This is a genomic window from Nonomuraea sp. C10 (assembly GCF_008017515.1).
In the GTDB taxonomy this organism is placed as follows: Bacteria; Actinomycetota; Actinomycetes; order Streptosporangiales; family Streptosporangiaceae; genus Nonomuraea; species Nonomuraea ferruginea.
Genome location: NZ_VPFF01000003.1, coordinates 2,153,887 through 2,168,577 on the forward strand (window position 1 = coordinate 2,153,887; position 14,691 = coordinate 2,168,577).

The 14,691-nt window shown below is 67.0% G+C and carries 16 protein-coding genes; all 16 read left to right on the forward strand.

The features are described from left to right. The first annotated feature begins 8 nt into the window (after positions 1–8). The gene (locus FR742_RS42230) at positions 9–3,884 is read left to right on the forward strand and encodes a DNA-directed RNA polymerase subunit beta' (protein ID WP_148036775.1); all 3,876 of its coding nucleotides are present in this window, start codon (positions 9–11) and stop codon (positions 3,882–3,884) included. A gap of 508 nt (positions 3,885–4,392) precedes the next feature. Beyond that, positions 4,393–4,767, forward strand: coding sequence for a 30S ribosomal protein S12 (gene rpsL, locus FR742_RS42235; protein ID WP_020542315.1), 375 nt, complete (start codon positions 4,393–4,395; stop codon positions 4,765–4,767). 2 nt (positions 4,768–4,769) lie between these two features. Beyond that, a complete protein-coding gene (gene rpsG / locus FR742_RS42240) occupies positions 4,770–5,240 on the forward strand; it encodes a 30S ribosomal protein S7 (RefSeq protein WP_055505082.1) in 471 nt (156 codons plus the stop codon). Between the two features lie 90 nt (positions 5,241–5,330). Then, positions 5,331–7,379: an elongation factor G gene (gene fusA / locus FR742_RS42245; protein ID WP_378525323.1), complete on the forward strand. Its 2,049-nt coding sequence runs from the start codon at positions 5,331–5,333 to the stop codon at positions 7,377–7,379. A gap of 110 nt (positions 7,380–7,489) precedes the next feature. Continuing rightward, on the forward strand, positions 7,490–8,683 hold the full coding sequence (gene tuf, locus FR742_RS42250) for an elongation factor Tu (RefSeq protein WP_148036777.1): 1,194 nt from the start codon (positions 7,490–7,492) through the stop codon (positions 8,681–8,683). Positions 8,684–8,944: 261 nt separating this feature from the next. After that, complete coding sequence (gene rpsJ, locus FR742_RS42255; protein ID WP_030912931.1) at positions 8,945–9,253, forward strand: 30S ribosomal protein S10; 309 nt, start codon at positions 8,945–8,947, stop codon at positions 9,251–9,253. 14 nt (positions 9,254–9,267) lie between these two features. Then, positions 9,268–9,921, forward strand: a complete 654-nt coding sequence (rplC, locus tag FR742_RS42260; protein WP_148036778.1) for a 50S ribosomal protein L3 — start codon at positions 9,268–9,270, stop codon at positions 9,919–9,921. Continuing rightward, positions 9,918–10,574, forward strand: a complete 657-nt coding sequence (gene rplD, locus FR742_RS42265; RefSeq protein ID WP_148036779.1) for a 50S ribosomal protein L4 — start codon at positions 9,918–9,920, stop codon at positions 10,572–10,574. The genes rplC and rplD overlap by 4 nt, the downstream gene beginning before the upstream one ends. Before the next feature lie 38 nt (positions 10,575–10,612). Then, entirely contained in the window at positions 10,613–10,915 is a 303-nt protein-coding gene (gene rplW, locus FR742_RS42270) for a 50S ribosomal protein L23 (protein WP_148037290.1), read from the forward strand. Between the two features lie 187 nt (positions 10,916–11,102). After that, complete coding sequence (rplB, locus tag FR742_RS42275; protein WP_148036780.1) at positions 11,103–11,936, forward strand: 50S ribosomal protein L2; 834 nt, start codon at positions 11,103–11,105, stop codon at positions 11,934–11,936. Between the two features lie 11 nt (positions 11,937–11,947). Beyond that, positions 11,948–12,226, forward strand: coding sequence for a 30S ribosomal protein S19 (rpsS, locus tag FR742_RS42280; protein WP_030451498.1), 279 nt, complete (start codon positions 11,948–11,950; stop codon positions 12,224–12,226). Positions 12,227–12,255: 29 nt separating this feature from the next. Continuing rightward, complete coding sequence (rplV, locus tag FR742_RS42285) at positions 12,256–12,609, forward strand: 50S ribosomal protein L22 (protein WP_148036781.1); 354 nt, start codon at positions 12,256–12,258, stop codon at positions 12,607–12,609. Continuing rightward, positions 12,609–13,442 (forward strand): 30S ribosomal protein S3, encoded by an 834-nt coding sequence (gene rpsC / locus FR742_RS42290; RefSeq protein WP_148036782.1) that lies wholly within the window; start codon positions 12,609–12,611, stop codon positions 13,440–13,442. Before rplV ends, rpsC begins: the two co-directional genes overlap by 1 nt. A gap of 2 nt (positions 13,443–13,444) precedes the next feature. Further along, positions 13,445–13,864: a 50S ribosomal protein L16 gene (gene rplP / locus FR742_RS42295; RefSeq protein ID WP_148036783.1), complete on the forward strand. Its 420-nt coding sequence runs from the start codon at positions 13,445–13,447 to the stop codon at positions 13,862–13,864. An 82-nt stretch (positions 13,865–13,946) separates the two neighbouring features. Then, positions 13,947–14,183 (forward strand): 50S ribosomal protein L29, encoded by a 237-nt coding sequence (gene rpmC / locus FR742_RS42300; RefSeq protein WP_080047279.1) that lies wholly within the window; start codon positions 13,947–13,949, stop codon positions 14,181–14,183. Continuing rightward, the gene (gene rpsQ / locus FR742_RS42305; RefSeq protein WP_148036784.1) at positions 14,176–14,475 is read left to right on the forward strand and encodes a 30S ribosomal protein S17; all 300 of its coding nucleotides are present in this window, start codon (positions 14,176–14,178) and stop codon (positions 14,473–14,475) included. The genes rpmC and rpsQ overlap by 8 nt, the downstream gene beginning before the upstream one ends. Positions 14,476–14,691: the final 216 nt, after the last annotated feature.

Here is a 14,691-nt window from a genome sequence, read left to right on the forward strand (position 1 = left end):
CGCACAAAATGCTAGACGTCAACTTCTTCGACGAGCTTCGGATCGGGCTGGCGACGGCCGACGACATCCGTCAGTGGTCGCACGGCGAGGTCAAGAAGCCCGAGACCATCAACTACCGGACCCTCAAGCCGGAAAAGGACGGGCTCTTCTGCGAGAAGATCTTCGGCCCGACCCGTGACTGGGAGTGCTACTGCGGTAAGTACAAGCGCGTCCGGTTCAAGGGCATCATCTGTGAGCGCTGCGGCGTCGAGGTGACCCGTGCCAAGGTGCGCCGTGAGCGGATGGGCCACATCGAGCTGGCCGCTCCCGTCACGCACATCTGGTACTTCAAGGGCGTTCCCTCGCGCCTCGGCTACCTGCTCGACCTGGCCCCGAAGGACCTGGAGAAGGTCATCTACTTCGCGGCCTACATGATCACGCAGGTCGACACCGAGATGCGTGAGCGTGACCTGCCCTCGCTGGAGGCGAAGATCTCCGTCGAGCGGCAGCACATCGAGCAGCGGCGCGACGCCGACATCGAGGCCAGGCAGAAGAAGCTCGAAGGCGACCTGGCCGAGCTGGAGGCCGCCGGCGCCAAGGGCGACCAGCGCCGCAAGGTCCGTGAGGGCGCCGAGCGCGAGATGCGCCAGCTCCGTGACCGGGCCCAGCGTGAGCTGGACCGGCTGGAGGAGGTCTGGAGCCGCTTCAAGAACCTCAAGGTCCAGGACCTCGAGGGCGACGAGCTGCTCTACCGCGAGATGCGCGACCGCTTCGGCCGCTACTTCAAGGGCGGCATGGGCGCGCAGGCCATCCAGGACCGGCTCGTCAGCTTCGACCTCGACGCCGAGGCCGAGAACCTGCGCGAGACCATCCGCAGCGGCAAGGGCCAGAAGAAGGCCCGTGCGCTCAAGCGGCTCAAGGTGGTGTCGGCGTTCCTCAACACCACCAACTCGCCGCGCGGCATGGTCCTCGACTGCATCCCGGTCATCCCGCCGGACCTGCGCCCGATGGTGCAGCTCGACGGTGGCCGGTTCGCGACCTCCGACCTGAACGACCTGTACCGCCGGGTCATCAACCGCAACAACCGCCTCAAGCGGCTTCTCGACCTCGGCGCGCCCGAGATCATCGTGAACAACGAGAAGCGGATGCTGCAGGAGGCCGTCGACGCGCTGTTCGACAACGGCCGTCGCGGCCGCCCGGTCACCGGTCCCGGCAACCGGCCACTCAAGTCCCTCAGCGACATGCTGAAGGGCAAGCAGGGTCGTTTCCGCCAGAACCTCCTGGGCAAGCGCGTCGACTACTCCGGCCGTTCGGTCATCGTCGTCGGCCCGCAGCTCAAGCTCCACCAGTGCGGCCTGCCCAAGCAGATGGCGCTGGAACTGTTCAAGCCGTTCGTGATGAAGCGGCTGGTCGACCTCAACCACGCCCAGAACATCAAGTCCGCCAAGCGGATGGTCGAGCGCGCCCGCCCGGTCGTGTGGGACGTGCTCGAAGAGGTCATCACCGAGCACCCGGTGCTGCTCAACCGCGCGCCCACGCTCCACCGTCTGGGCATCCAGGCGTTCGAGCCGCAGCTCGTAGAGGGCAAGGCCATCCAGATCCACCCGCTCGTCTGCACCGCGTTCAACGCGGACTTCGACGGCGACCAGATGGCCGTGCACCTGCCGCTGTCGGCTGAGGCCCAGGCCGAGGCACGCATCCTGATGCTCTCGACCAACAACATCCTCAAGCCGGCCGACGGCAAGCCCGTGACGATGCCCACCCAGGACATGGTCATCGGCCTCTACTGGCTGACCACCATGAAGGAGGGCGCGCTGGGCGAGGGCCGCGTGTTCGGCTCCGTCGCCGAGGCGCAGATGGCCTTCGACCGCAGCGAGCTCGACATCCAGGCCAAGATCCAGATCAGGCTCAAGGATGTCCTGCCGCCGCGTGACTGGGTCGCGCCCGAGGGCTGGGAGCAGGGCGACCCGATCCGTCTGGAGACGACGTTCGGCCGCTGCCTGTTCAACCAGACGCTGCCGATCAGCTACCCGTTCGTCAACTTCCAGGTCGGCAAGAAGCAGCTGTCCACGATCGTCAACGAGCTGGCGGAGACCTACCCGAAGATCGAGGTCGCCAACTCGCTCGACGCGCTCAAGGACGCCGGCTTCCGCTGGGCGACCCGCTCCGGCGTCACGATCTCGATCGAGGACGTCGTCGCGCCGCCCAACAAGACCGACATCATGGAGAACTACGAGCGCCGCGCCGACAAGGTGCAGCGTGAGTACGAGCGCGGTCTGATCACCGACGAGGAGCGCCGCCAGGAGCTCATCGAGATCTGGACCCACGCCACGGCCGACGTCGAGACCGACATGGTCAACGCCTTCCCGGCGACCAACCCGGTCTGGATGATGGTCAACTCCGGCGCCCGCGGTAACAAGATGCAGGTGCGTCAGATCGCCGGCATCCGCGGCCTGGTGTCCAACACCAAGGGTGAGACGATCCCGCGGCCGATCAAGGCCTCGTTCCGCGAGGGCCTGTCGGTGCTGGAGTACTTCATCTCCACCCACGGACAGCGGAAGGGTCTGGCCGACACCGCGCTGCGCACCGCCGACTCGGGTTACCTCACCCGGCGTCTGGTGGACGTGGCGCAGGACGTCATCGTCCGCGAGATCGACTGCGGCACCGACCGTGCTGTCCCGCTGGCCGTCGGCGAGCGCGACATCTCGGGCAACCTGGTCAAGGCCGAGAACGCCGAGTCCAACGTGCACGGCCGCATCCTGGCCGAGGACGTCGAGGTCGACGGCAAGGTCGTCGTGGCGGCCGGTGTCGACATCAACGACATCCACGTCACCAAGCTGGTCGAGGCCGGCGTCGAGACCGTCCGCACCCGCAGCGCGCTCGTCTGCGAGGCGAAGATCGGTGTCTGCGCCACCTGCTACGGCCGCTCGCTGGCGACCGGCAAGCTCGTGGACGTCGGCGAGGCGGTCGGCATCATCGCCGCCCAGTCGATCGGTGAGCCCGGCACGCAGCTGACGATGCGTACCTTCCACACCGGTGGTGTGGCGGGCGCCGACATCACCCACGGTCTGCCCCGAGTCCAGGAGCTGTTCGAGGCGCGCATCCCCAAGGGTGTCGCCCCGATCTCCGAGGCGGAGGGCCGGGTCCGCATCGACGAGACCGACAAGGCGCGCAAGGTCGTCATCGTCCCGGACGACGGCTCCGAGGAGATCGCCTACCCGGTGTCGATGCGGTCGCGTCTGCTGGTCTCCGAGGGCGAGCGCGTCAAGGTCGGCCAGCAGCTGGTGGCCGGTGCGGTCAACCCCAACGAGGTGCTGCGCATCCTCGGCCCGCGGGCCGTGCAGCTGCACCTGGTGGCGGAGGTCCAGCAGGTCTACCGCTCGCAGGGTGTGTCGATCCACGACAAGCACATCGAGATCATCGTGCGGCAGATGCTCAAGCGCGTGAACGTGCTCGAGTCCGGTGACACCGACCTGCTGCCCGGAGAGCTCGTCGAGCGGCCGCGGTTCGAGCTCATCAACCGCGAGACCGTCGCCGAGGGCGGCGGGCCGGCGGCCGGACGCCCGGTGCTCATGGGCATCACCAAGGCGTCGCTGGCCACCGAGTCCTGGCTGTCGGCGGCCTCCTTCCAGGAGACCACCAGGGTCCTGACGGACGCGGCGATCCACGCCAAGTCCGACTCGCTCCTGGGCCTGAAGGAGAACGTCATCATCGGTAAGCTCATCCCGGCCGGCACGGGCATGCCCCAGTACCGCAACATCCGGGTCGAGCCGACCGAGGAGGCCAAGGCCGCCATGTACACCGTGGGCGGCTACGACGGCTCCGCGGCCGACTACACGTTCGGCACCGGCAGCGGCGAGGCAGTGCCGCTGGAGGAGTACGACTTCGGTCAGTACAACCGGTAACGAGCCACAGGCGAGCGCCCGGGCCCTCGAAGGAGGGCCCGGGCGCTCGCTCGTTCCCGCCCTCTTCCCCCGCACGGAGGGTCGCGCGTACGGGGGAGCGCCGAGTCGTCATCTGCCCGTCGGGGGATGTTCTTGGTATGGTCGGCAGCAGACCAGATCTCGCTATATCATGAGGCGCGAGCAGTAGCCGGGCCTCTGGTGGGATGGACCGCGCGACACCCGGAGCGACAAGGCTTCCGAGCCTAGTCGCGGCGTTTTGACGTGTCGCGAGGTCCTGGTAACCTGGACCATCGTGCCCGTAGTTTGCGGGCTCTCGATCGTGCGCTCTTCAATGGCAGCGCAGGTCGGCTTCCTAGCTCGTAGTCCTCGTGGATGTGTCAGTGCGAACAGCGCGACACGCCCGAGCGCGGGGGCGTGGAGGCAAGGACAATTCGCAGGTCATGACACCGGCAGCACCTGCGAATTGCACAACTGACGTAACACCGGCCAGGCACGAAACGGAGTGGCAGTGCCCACTATTCAGCAGTTGGTCCGCAAGGGCCGGCAGGACAAGGTCTCCAAGACCAAGACTCCTGCCCTCAAGGGGAGTCCGCAGCGGCGCGGTGTGTGCCAGCGCGTTTACACCACGACCCCGAAGAAGCCCAACTCGGCCCTGCGCAAGGTGGCCCGTGTGCGGCTCACCAACGGCATCGAGGTCACGGCCTACATCCCCGGTGTGGGCCACAACCTGCAGGAGCACTCCATCGTGCTCGTGCGTGGCGGTCGTGTGAAGGACCTGCCGGGTGTTCGCTACAAGATCATCCGTGGTTCGCTCGACACCCAGGGTGTCCGCAACCGCAAGCAGGCCCGTAGCCGCTACGGCGCGAAGAAGGAGAAGAGCTAACTATGCCTCGCAAGGGTTCTCCTGGCCGCCGTCAGCTCATGGCTGACCCGGTTTACAGCTCCCCGCTGGTCACCGCCCTGATCAACAAGGTGCTTCTTGACGGCAAGCGCTCCATCGCGCAGTCGATCGTCTACGGCGCCCTTGAGGGCTGCAGGGACAAGACGGGCAACGACCCGGTCGTCACCCTCAAGCGTGCGCTCGACAACGTCAAGCCCACCCTCGAGGTTCGCAGCCGCCGCGTCGGTGGCGCGACCTACCAGGTGCCGGTCGAGGTGCGCGCCGCGCGCAGCACCACCCTGGCGCTGCGCTGGCTGGTGCAGTACTCCCGGGCCCGCCGCGAGAAGACCATGACCGAGCGCCTGATGAACGAGCTCCTCGATGCCAGCAACGGTCTCGGGGCGAGCGTGAAGAAGCGCGAGGACACCCACAAGATGGCCGAGTCCAACAAGGCCTTCGCCCACTACCGCTGGTAACCCCGGCGGGTTCGACGAGACGACGAGGACGCGAAGAAAGTGGCCACCACGACCGCACTTGACCTGGCCAAGGTCCGCAACATCGGGATCATGGCCCATATCGACGCGGGCAAGACCACCACGACCGAGCGCATCCTGTTCTACACCGGCATCAACTACAAGATCGGCGAGACCCACGAGGGCTCGGCGACGATGGACTGGATGGAGCAGGAGCAGGAGCGCGGCATCACGATCACGTCCGCCGCGACCACCTGTAGCTGGGACGGTCACACGATCAACATCATCGACACCCCGGGCCACGTCGACTTCACCATCGAGGTGGAGCGTTCGCTGCGTGTCCTCGACGGCGCCGTGGCCGTTTTCGACGGTGTCGCGGGTGTCGAGCCCCAGTCGGAGACGGTGTGGCGTCAGGCAGACGGCTACAACGTCCCCCGCATCTGTTTCGTGAACAAGATGGACCGCGTCGGCGCGGAGTTCCACCGCTGCGTCGACATGATGATCACCCGGCTGGCCGCGACGCCGGCCGTCGTCCAGCTTCCGTGGGGCGTCGAGGCCGACTTCAAGGGCGTCATCGACATCATCAGGATGAAGGGCCTCATCTGGAGCGCCGAGGCGGCCAAGGGCGAGATGTACGACACCGTCGACATCCCGGCCGACCACGCCGAGGCCGCTCGTGAGTGGCGCGACAAGCTGGTCGAGACCGTCGCGGAGAACGACGACGAGCTGATGGAGCTCTACCTCGAGGGCACCGAGCCCACCGAGGAGCAGCTGGTGGCGGCCCTGCGCCGCGCCACGCTGTCGGGCGCCGTCAACCCGGTGCTGTGCGGCACCGCGTTCAAGAACAAGGGCGTGCAGCCCCTGCTCGACGCGATCGTCGCCTACCTGCCGGCGCCGACCGACATCCCCGCCATCAAGGGCCACGCGGTCGGCGACGAGAGCACCGCGGTCGAGCGTCACGCCGACCCGAAGGAGCCGTTCTCGGCTCTGGCGTTCAAGATCGCCAGCGACCCGCACCTGGGCAAGATCACCTACATCCGCATCTACTCGGGCACGCTCGAGGCCGGTTCACAGGTCGTCAACTCTGTGAAGGGCAAGAAGGAGCGGATCGGCAAGATCTACCAGATGCACGCCAACAAGCGCGAGGAGCGCTCGTCGGCGATCGCCGGTCAGATCGTCGCGGTGATGGGCCTGAAGGACACCACCACCGGCGACACCCTGTCCGACCCGGTCAAGCAGGTCGTGCTCGAGTCGATGACGTTCCCGGCTCCGGTCATCAACGTCGCGATCGAGCCCAAGACCAAGGGTGACCAGGAGAAGCTGTCGACCGCGATCCAGCGGCTGGCCGAGGAGGACCCGTCCTTCCAGGTCCGCCGTGACGAGGAGACCGGCCAGACCGTCATCTGGGGGATGGGCGAGCTCCACCTCGAGATCCTGGTCGACCGGATGCGCCGCGAGTTCAAGGTCGAGGCGAACGTCGGCCGTCCGCAGGTCGCCTACCGCGAGACCATCCGCCGCAAGGTGGAGAAGGTCGACTACACCCACAAGAAGCAGACCGGTGGTTCCGGTCAGTTCGCGCGGGTCATCATCGACCTGGAGCCGCTGGGCGAGGGCAACGACGGTTACGAGTTCGAGAACAAGGTCACGGGTGGTCGCGTGCCGCGGGAGTACATCCCGTCGGTCGACGCGGGCGCCCAGGAGGCCGCCGAGTTCGGCGTGCTGGCCGGCTACCCGATGGTGGGCGTGAAGGTGACGCTCCAGGACGGTGCCGCGCACGACGTCGACTCCTCGGAGATGGCGTTCAAGATCGCCGGCTCGATGGCCTTCAAGGAGGCCGCGCGCAAGGCTGACGCCGTGCTCCTCGAGCCGATGATGGCCGTCGAGGTCACCACGCCCGAGGACTACATGGGTGACGTCATCGGTGACCTCAACGGTCGCCGGGGGCAGATCCAGGCGATGGACGAGCGGGCCGGCGCCCGCGTCGTCAAGGCGCTCGTGCCGCTGTCTGAGATGTTCGGCTACGTGGGTGACCTGCGTAGCAAGACGCAGGGGCGGGCGAGCTACAGCATGCAGTTCGACTCCTACTCGGAGGTGCCCCCGGGCATCGCCAAGGAGATCGTCGCGAAGGCCCGGGGCGAATAGTTCCCGGTCCCTGGCGGGACGGTGCGAGCCGTCCCGCCGCCTAGGGGTTCGGGAACACCCGGGCCCGAGTGTGCAGACGAAAGTCAGTCAGATTCTCAAGGAGAGAACCAGTGGGCAAGGCCAAGTTCGAGCGGACAAAGCCGCACATGAACATCGGCACCATTGGGCATATCGACCACGGTAAGACCACACTGACCGCGGCGATCACCAAGGTGCTCCACGACCGTTTCCCCGAGCTGAACGCCGCGACGCCGTTCGACAAGATCGACAAGGCGCCGGAGGAGAAGGCCCGCGGCATCACGATCTCGATCTCGCACGTCGAGTACCAGACCGAGAAGCGCCACTACGCGCACGTCGACTGCCCCGGTCACGCGGACTACGTGAAGAACATGATCACCGGTGCCGCTCAGATGGACGGCGCCATCCTCGTGGTCGCCGCCACCGACGGCCCGATGCCGCAGACGAAGGAGCACGTCCTCCTGGCCCGCCAGGTCGGCGTCCCCTACATCGTCGTGGCCCTCAACAAGTCCGACATGGTGGACGACGAGGAGATCCTGGAGCTCGTCGAGCTCGAGGTGCGCGAGCTCCTGTCCGCTCAGGAGTTCCCCGGCGACGACCTGCCCGTCGTCCGCGTCTCCGCGCTCAAGGCTCTTGAGGGCGACGAGAAGTGGGCCGACAGCATCGTCGAGCTGATGAACGCCGTCGACGAGAACGTCCCCGAGCCCCCGCGTGAGACGGAGAAGCCGTTCCTCATGCCGGTCGAGGACGTCTTCTCGATCACCGGTCGCGGCACCGTCGTCACCGGTCGTATCGAGCGCGGCATCGTCAAGGTCAACGAGCAGGTCGACATCATCGGCATCAAGCCGGAGAAGACGACCACCACCGTCACCAGCATCGAGATGTTCAACAAGATGCTCGACGAGGGCCACGCCGGTGACAACGCCGCGCTGCTGCTCCGCGGCATCAAGCGCGACGACGTCGAGCGCGGCCAGTGCATCATCAAGCCGGGCACGACCACCCCGCACACGGAGTTCACCGGCCAGGTCTACATCCTGTCCAAGGACGAGGGCGGCCGCCACACGCCGTTCTTCAACAACTACCGCCCGCAGTTCTACTTCCGTACGACTGACGTGACCGGCGTGGTGAACCTCCCCGAGGGCACCGAGATGGTCATGCCGGGCGACAACACCGAAATGCGCGTTGAGCTGATCCAGCCCATCGCCATGGAGGAAGGCCTGAAGTTCGCGATCCGTGAGGGTGGCCGCACCGTCGGCGCCGGCCGGGTCGTGAAGATCATCAAGTAGCACGACCGCGGGGCGGCGGCCGGCCTCCTGGAGGGGCCGGCCGCCACACCACGAACGGGGCGGGCGGCCGCGAGGCGGCCCGGCCCGGGCACCACGGGAAAGCCGTGATTCAGCAGTGGCTTCGGGGCAACGACCGAAGTAACTGCCGGATCACGGAAGAAAAGGCAGATCACACGCGTCTGCTCGTGGGGCCACGCACTGAACAGCGGCACAAGCCGCACGATACTTTTTCTGACGACAGCGAAGGACACCGAGGCCACTATGGCGGGACAGAAGATCCGCATCCGGCTTAAGGCCTATGACCACGAGGTCATCGACGTTTCGGCCAAGAAGATCGTCGAGACGGTGACGCGGACTGGCGCGAAGGTCGCGGGCCCGGTGCCGCTGCCGACCGAGAAGAACGTGTACTGCGTCATCCGCTCGCCGCACAAGTACAAGGACAGCCGCGAGCACTTCGAGATGCGTACGCACAAGCGGTTGATTGACATCATCGACCCGACGCCCAAGACCGTCGACTCGCTCATGCGGCTCGACCTCCCCGCGGGCGTCGACATTTCGATCAAGCTCTGAGGGAACGCACTGACATGGCTAAGACGATCAAGGGCGTCCTGGGCAAGAAGCTCGGCATGACCCAGGTCTTCGACACGGACAACCGGCTGGTTCCGGTGACCGTGGTCGAGGCCGGTCCGTGCGTGGTGACCCGCGTCCGCAGCGCCGAGAAGGACGGCTACTCCGCCATCCAGCTCGGTTACGGGCAGGTCGACCCGCGGAAGGTCAACAAGCCGCTCGGCGACTACCTGCGTAAGCACGACATCACCCCGCGCCGTTACTTCGCGGAGATCCGCACCGACGACGCGAGCGACTACACCCTCGGCCAGGAGCTGCTGGCCGACACCTTCGAAGCCGGCCAGTTCGTCGACGTGACGGGCAAGAGCAAGGGCAAGGGCTTCGCCGGTGTGATGAAGCGTCACGGCTTCGGTGGTCTGGGCGCGTCGCACGGTACGCAGCGCAAGCACCGGTCGCCGGGTTCCATCGGTGGCTGCGCCACCCCGGGCCGTGTATTCAAGGGCCTGCGCATGGCGGGGCGGATGGGTAACGTCCGCACGACTGTGCAGAGCCTCAAGGTTCACGCCGTGGACGCCGAGAAGGGTCTCATCCTGATCAAGGGTGCGATTCCGGGCGCCAACGGCAGCCTGGTCCTCGTCCGCACCGCTGCCAAGAAGGGGGCCGCGAAGTGACCAGCATCGACGTGCTCGACGCGAGCGGCGCCAAGACCGGCTCCGTCGAGCTGCCTGACGAGATCTTCGGCGCGAAGGTCAACATCCCGCTGATCCACCAGGTCGTGGTGGCCCAGCAGGCGGCGCGCCGGCAGGGCACTCACAAGGCCAAGAGCCGCGGCGAGGTTCGCGGTGGCGGCAAGAAGCCGTACCGGCAGAAGGGCACCGGCCGCGCCCGTCAGGGCTCGACCCGTGCGCCGCAGTTCACCGGCGGTGGCGTCGTCCACGGTCCGGTGCCGCGCGACTACTCGCAGCGGACGCCCAAGAAGATGAAGGCCGCCGCGCTGCGTGGCGCCCTGTCCGACAGGGCGGCCGCGGGCCGCGTCCACGTGGTGAGCAGCCTGGTCGACGGCGAGACGCCGAAGACCAAGGCGGCCCTGCAGGCGCTGCGCGCCATCACCGAGGCCAGGTCCGTGCTCGTCGTGGTCGACGAGGACGACGAGATGACCTGGCTGAGCCTGCGCAACGCGCCGGAGGTCCACCTGCTGGACTCCGGGCAGCTCAACACCTACGACGTGCTCTGCAACGACGCCGTGGTCTTCACGCAGGAGGCGTACGACCAGGTCGTGGCCCGGCTGTCGGAGGGCGCTCGCACTGAGAAGGAAGACGCCTGATGGACAACACCGGTCAGCCGGTCGCCCGTAAGACGACCATGGAGCGGGTCTCCGACCCGCGCGACGTCATCATCAAGCCGGTGGTCTCCGAGAAGAGCTACGGCCTGATCGACGAGAACAACAAGTACACGTTCCTGGTGAGGAACACCGCGAACAAGACGCAGATCAAGATCGCGGTGGAGAAGATCTTCGGGGTCAAGGTCACCGGGGTGAACACGATCAACCGGCAGGGCAAGCGCAAGCGGACCCGCACCGGTTTCGGTAAGCGTCCCGACACCAAGCGCGCGATCGTGAGCTTGGCCGAGGGCGATCGGATCGACATCTTCGGTCAGATCGGCTGACCCGCGGGGGGCGCTGCTCCCCGCGATCCCCCCGGGGTCGCCGTCGGCGACGCGGGTGGGGTGCTCTGCACGTATCGCCGGTTCGAGACCCGCGGCTCCGAGGTCAGGGGCCGCGGGCGGGAACCGGCGGTGACACAAGAGATCCAGTTCTCTGGAGCTGGATTCCGACGAAGGATGAACGAAAAAGATGGGCATCCGTAAGTACAAGCCGACGACTCCGGGTCGCCGCGGGGCGAGTGTCTCGGACTTTTCCGAGATCACCCGCAGCACGCCCGAGAAGTCGCTGCTTGCACCCCTTCACGGTAAGGGCGGCCGTAACGTACACGGCCGGGTCACCGCTCGCCACCAGGGCGGCGGTCACAAGCGCGCCTACCGGATCATCGACTTCCGCAGGCATGACAAGGACGGCATTCCGGCCAAGGTCGCTCACATCGAGTACGACCCCAACCGCACCGCCAATATCGCGCTGCTGCACTACGCCGACGGCGAGAAGCGCTACATCATCGCGCCGACCGGCCTCAAGCAGGGCGACCGCATCGAGAACGGCCCCGGGGCCGACATCAAGCCGGGCAACTGCCTGCCGCTGCGCAACATCCCGACAGGTACTTTCATCCACGCGGTGGAGCTCCGTCCGGGCGGCGGCGCCAAGCTCGGCCGCTCCGCCGGCGCGCAGATCCAGCTGCTCGCCAAGGAGGGCCAGTACGCCACGCTGCGTATGCCCTCGGGCGAGATGCGCATGGTCGACGTGCGCTGCCGCGCGACGGTGGGTCAGGTCGGCAACGCCGAGCAGGCCAACATCAACTGGGGCAAGGCCGGCCGCATGCGGTGGAAGGGCAAGCGCCCGACCGTCCGCGGTGTCGCCATGAACCCCGTCGACCACCCGCACGGTGGTGGTGAGGGCAAGACCTCCGGTGGTCGCCACCCGGTGAACCCCAAGGGCAAGCCCGAGGGCCGCACCCGCCAGCCCAACAAGGCCAGCGACCGCCTGATCATTCGCCGGCGTAGCAAGAAGAAGCGGTAGGAGCAGCCAGAATGCCACGTAGCCTTAAGAAGGGTCCTTTCGTCGACGATCACCTTCAGAAGAAGGTGGACGCGCAGAACGAGAAGGGCACCAAGAACGTCATCAAGACGTGGTCGCGGCGCTCCATGATCGTTCCCGACATGCTCGGGCACACGATCGCCGTGCACGACGGCCGCAAGCACGTCCCGGTGTTCGTCACCGAGTCGATGATCGGCCACAAGCTCGGAGAGTTCGCCCCGACGCGGACCTTCCGCAGCCACGTCAAGGAAGACCGCCGCAGCCGGCGATAGACAGCCTTCAGAAGTCAGAGGAGTAAGCGATGGAAGCCAGGGCTCAGGCGCGGTTCGTCCGCGTCACGCCCCAGAAGGCCCGCCGCGTGGTGGACCTTATTCGCGGGCTGCCCGCTTCGGAGGCGCAGGCCGTGCTGCAGTTCGCTCCCCAGTCGGCGAGCGAGCCGATCTACAAGGTGCTCTCGAGCGCGGTGGCGAACGCGGAGCACAATTTCGATCTCGACCCTCAGACGCTGGTCGTCAGCCGCGCGTGGGTCGACGAGGGCCCGACGCTGAAGCGGTTCCGTCCGCGTGCTCAGGGTCGTGCCTATCGGATCAACAAGCGGACGAGCCACATCACCGTGATCGTGGAGTCCCGCGAGCCGAAGGGAAGGACCCGATAGTGGGCCAGAAGGTTAACCCGCACGGGTTCCGCCTCGGCATCACGACCGACTTCAAGAGCCGGTGGTACGCCGACAAGCTTTACAAGTCGTACGTGGCCGAGGACGTGGCGATCCGTCGCATGCTGCAGAAGGGCATGGAGCGGGCCGGCATCTCCAAGGTGGAGATCGAGCGTACGACCGACCGCGTCCAGGTCGACATCCACACCGCGCGTCCGGGCATCGTCATCGGCCGCCGCGGCGCGGAGGCCGACCGCATCCGCGGCGACCTGGAGAAGCTGACCAAGAAGCAGGTCCAGCTCAACATCCTCGAGGTGAAGAACCCCGAGACCGACGCCCAGCTCGTCGCGCAGGGCGTGGCCGAGCAGCTGTCCAGCCGCGTCTCGTTCCGTCGTGCCATGCGCAAGGCCATGCAGTCGGCGATGAAGAGCGGCGCCAAGGGCATCCGGGTGCAGTGCTCGGGCCGTCTCGGCGGTGCTGAGATGTCGAGGTCGGAGTTCTACCGCGAGGGCCGGGTGCCGCTGCACACGCTCCGCGCGGACATCGACTACGGCTTCTACGAGGCCCGTACCACCTTCGGCCGGATCGGCGTGAAGGTGTGGATCTACAAGGGCGAGGCGGCGACCAGTCGCGCCGAGCGTGAGGCCGCCGCTGCCGGCGCCCGCGCCGGTCAGCGCCGCGAGCGGGACGACCGCAGGGGCGGCGGCGACCGTCCGCGTCGTTCCGGTGGTGCCCGTCGCGGTGGCCGTGGCGACCGCGCCCCCAGGACTGAGGCGGCCGCGCAGGCTGCCCCCGAGACCGGCCCGGCCGCGCAGCCGGGTGCTGAAGGGAGCTGACCATGCTGATCCCGCGCAGGGTCAAGCACCGCAAGCAGCACCGGCCTGACCGCAGCGGAGCCGCCAAGGGCGGCACCAGGGTCGTGTTCGGCGAGTACGGCATTCAGGCGATTGAGCACTCTTACGTGACCAACCGCCAGATCGAGTCCGCTCGTATCGCCATGACCCGTCACATCCGCCGTGGTGGGAAGGTGTGGATCAACATCTACCCCGACCGTCCCCTCACCAAGAAGCCTGCCGAGACCCGCATGGGTTCCGGTAAGGGTTCGCCGGAGTGGTGGATCGCCAACGTCAAGCCCGGACGCGTGATGTTCGAGCTGTCCGGCGTGGGCGAGACGGTCGCGCGTGAGGCGCTTCAGCGCGCGATCCACAAGCTGCCGATGAAGTGCAAGATCGTTAAGCGTGAAGTCGGTGAGGCATGATGTTCGCTTCGCGAACCACAAGCTGCCGATGCTGCGCTGAATCAAGCTGCAAGATCGATAAGCGTGAAGTGGGTGAGGCGTGATGGCTAAGGGCCTGACCGCCGGAGAGCTGCGTGTGGAGGACCAGGACACCCTGGTCCAGAAGCTGAAGGAGGCGAAGGAGGAACTGTTCAACCTCCGCTTCCAGGCGGCGACCGGTCAGTTGGAGAGCCACGGGCGGCTGCGTGCCGTCCGCCGCGAGATCGCCCGTATCTACACCGTGATGCGCGAGCGCGAGCTGGGCATCGTCACGGTCGAGAAGGAGACGAGCGATGGCTGAGACCGAGACCACCGGCACCACCGAGACGGACGCCGAGCGCGACCGCAACTTCCGTAAGGTCCGTGAGGGCCTGGTCGTCAGCGACAAGATGGACAAGACCGTCGTCGTCGCCGTCGAGGACCGGGTCAAGCACCGCCTGTACGGCAAGGTCATCCGCCGTACGACCAAGTACAAGGCGCACGACGAGTCCAACGCCTGCGGCGTGGGCGACCGTGTGCTTCTGATGGAGACCCGCCCCCTCTCCGCCACCAAGCGGTGGAGGGTCGTGGAGATCCTCGAGAAGGCCAAGTAGGTTTTCTCGGATATACCGCGCCTCGTGGGGGTCACTCCCCATGACGGCGTCCAAGGACGCGAGGCCGTCAGGCCTCGCGTCGCCTGCGGTGCGGCCCCAGGAGCGGCTGCTCCGGGCTTCTGAACCTGAGGGTTCAGGGGGCCCGGGGCGCGGCCCCTGCGGGTTCGTGGCCGGGGGACCAAGACCATATCGGGTTCCGCCAGGCTCGGGCGGGGG

Excerpts from the sequence above, each read along its gene's own strand:
- FR742_RS42230 (WP_148036775.1), top strand. The coding sequence starts at position 9 with ATGCTAGACGTCAACTTCTTCGACGAGCTTCGGATCGGGCTGGCGACG.
- rpsG (WP_055505082.1), top strand. The coding sequence starts at position 4,770 with ATGCCTCGCAAGGGTTCTCCTGGCCGCCGTCAGCTCATGGCTGACCCG.
- fusA (WP_378525323.1), top strand. The coding sequence starts at position 5,331 with ATGGCCCATATCGACGCGGGCAAGACCACCACGACCGAGCGCATCCTG.
- rpsJ (WP_030912931.1), top strand. The coding sequence starts at position 8,945 with ATGGCGGGACAGAAGATCCGCATCCGGCTTAAGGCCTATGACCACGAG.
- rplC (WP_148036778.1), top strand. The coding sequence starts at position 9,268 with ATGGCTAAGACGATCAAGGGCGTCCTGGGCAAGAAGCTCGGCATGACC.
- rplW (WP_148037290.1), top strand. The coding sequence starts at position 10,613 with ATGGAGCGGGTCTCCGACCCGCGCGACGTCATCATCAAGCCGGTGGTC.
- rplB (WP_148036780.1), top strand. The coding sequence starts at position 11,103 with ATGGGCATCCGTAAGTACAAGCCGACGACTCCGGGTCGCCGCGGGGCG.
- rpsS (WP_030451498.1), top strand. The coding sequence starts at position 11,948 with ATGCCACGTAGCCTTAAGAAGGGTCCTTTCGTCGACGATCACCTTCAG.
- rplV (WP_148036781.1), top strand. The coding sequence starts at position 12,256 with ATGGAAGCCAGGGCTCAGGCGCGGTTCGTCCGCGTCACGCCCCAGAAG.
- rplP (WP_148036783.1), top strand. The coding sequence starts at position 13,445 with ATGCTGATCCCGCGCAGGGTCAAGCACCGCAAGCAGCACCGGCCTGAC.
- rpmC (WP_080047279.1), top strand. The coding sequence starts at position 13,947 with ATGGCTAAGGGCCTGACCGCCGGAGAGCTGCGTGTGGAGGACCAGGAC.
- rpsQ (WP_148036784.1), top strand. The coding sequence starts at position 14,176 with ATGGCTGAGACCGAGACCACCGGCACCACCGAGACGGACGCCGAGCGC.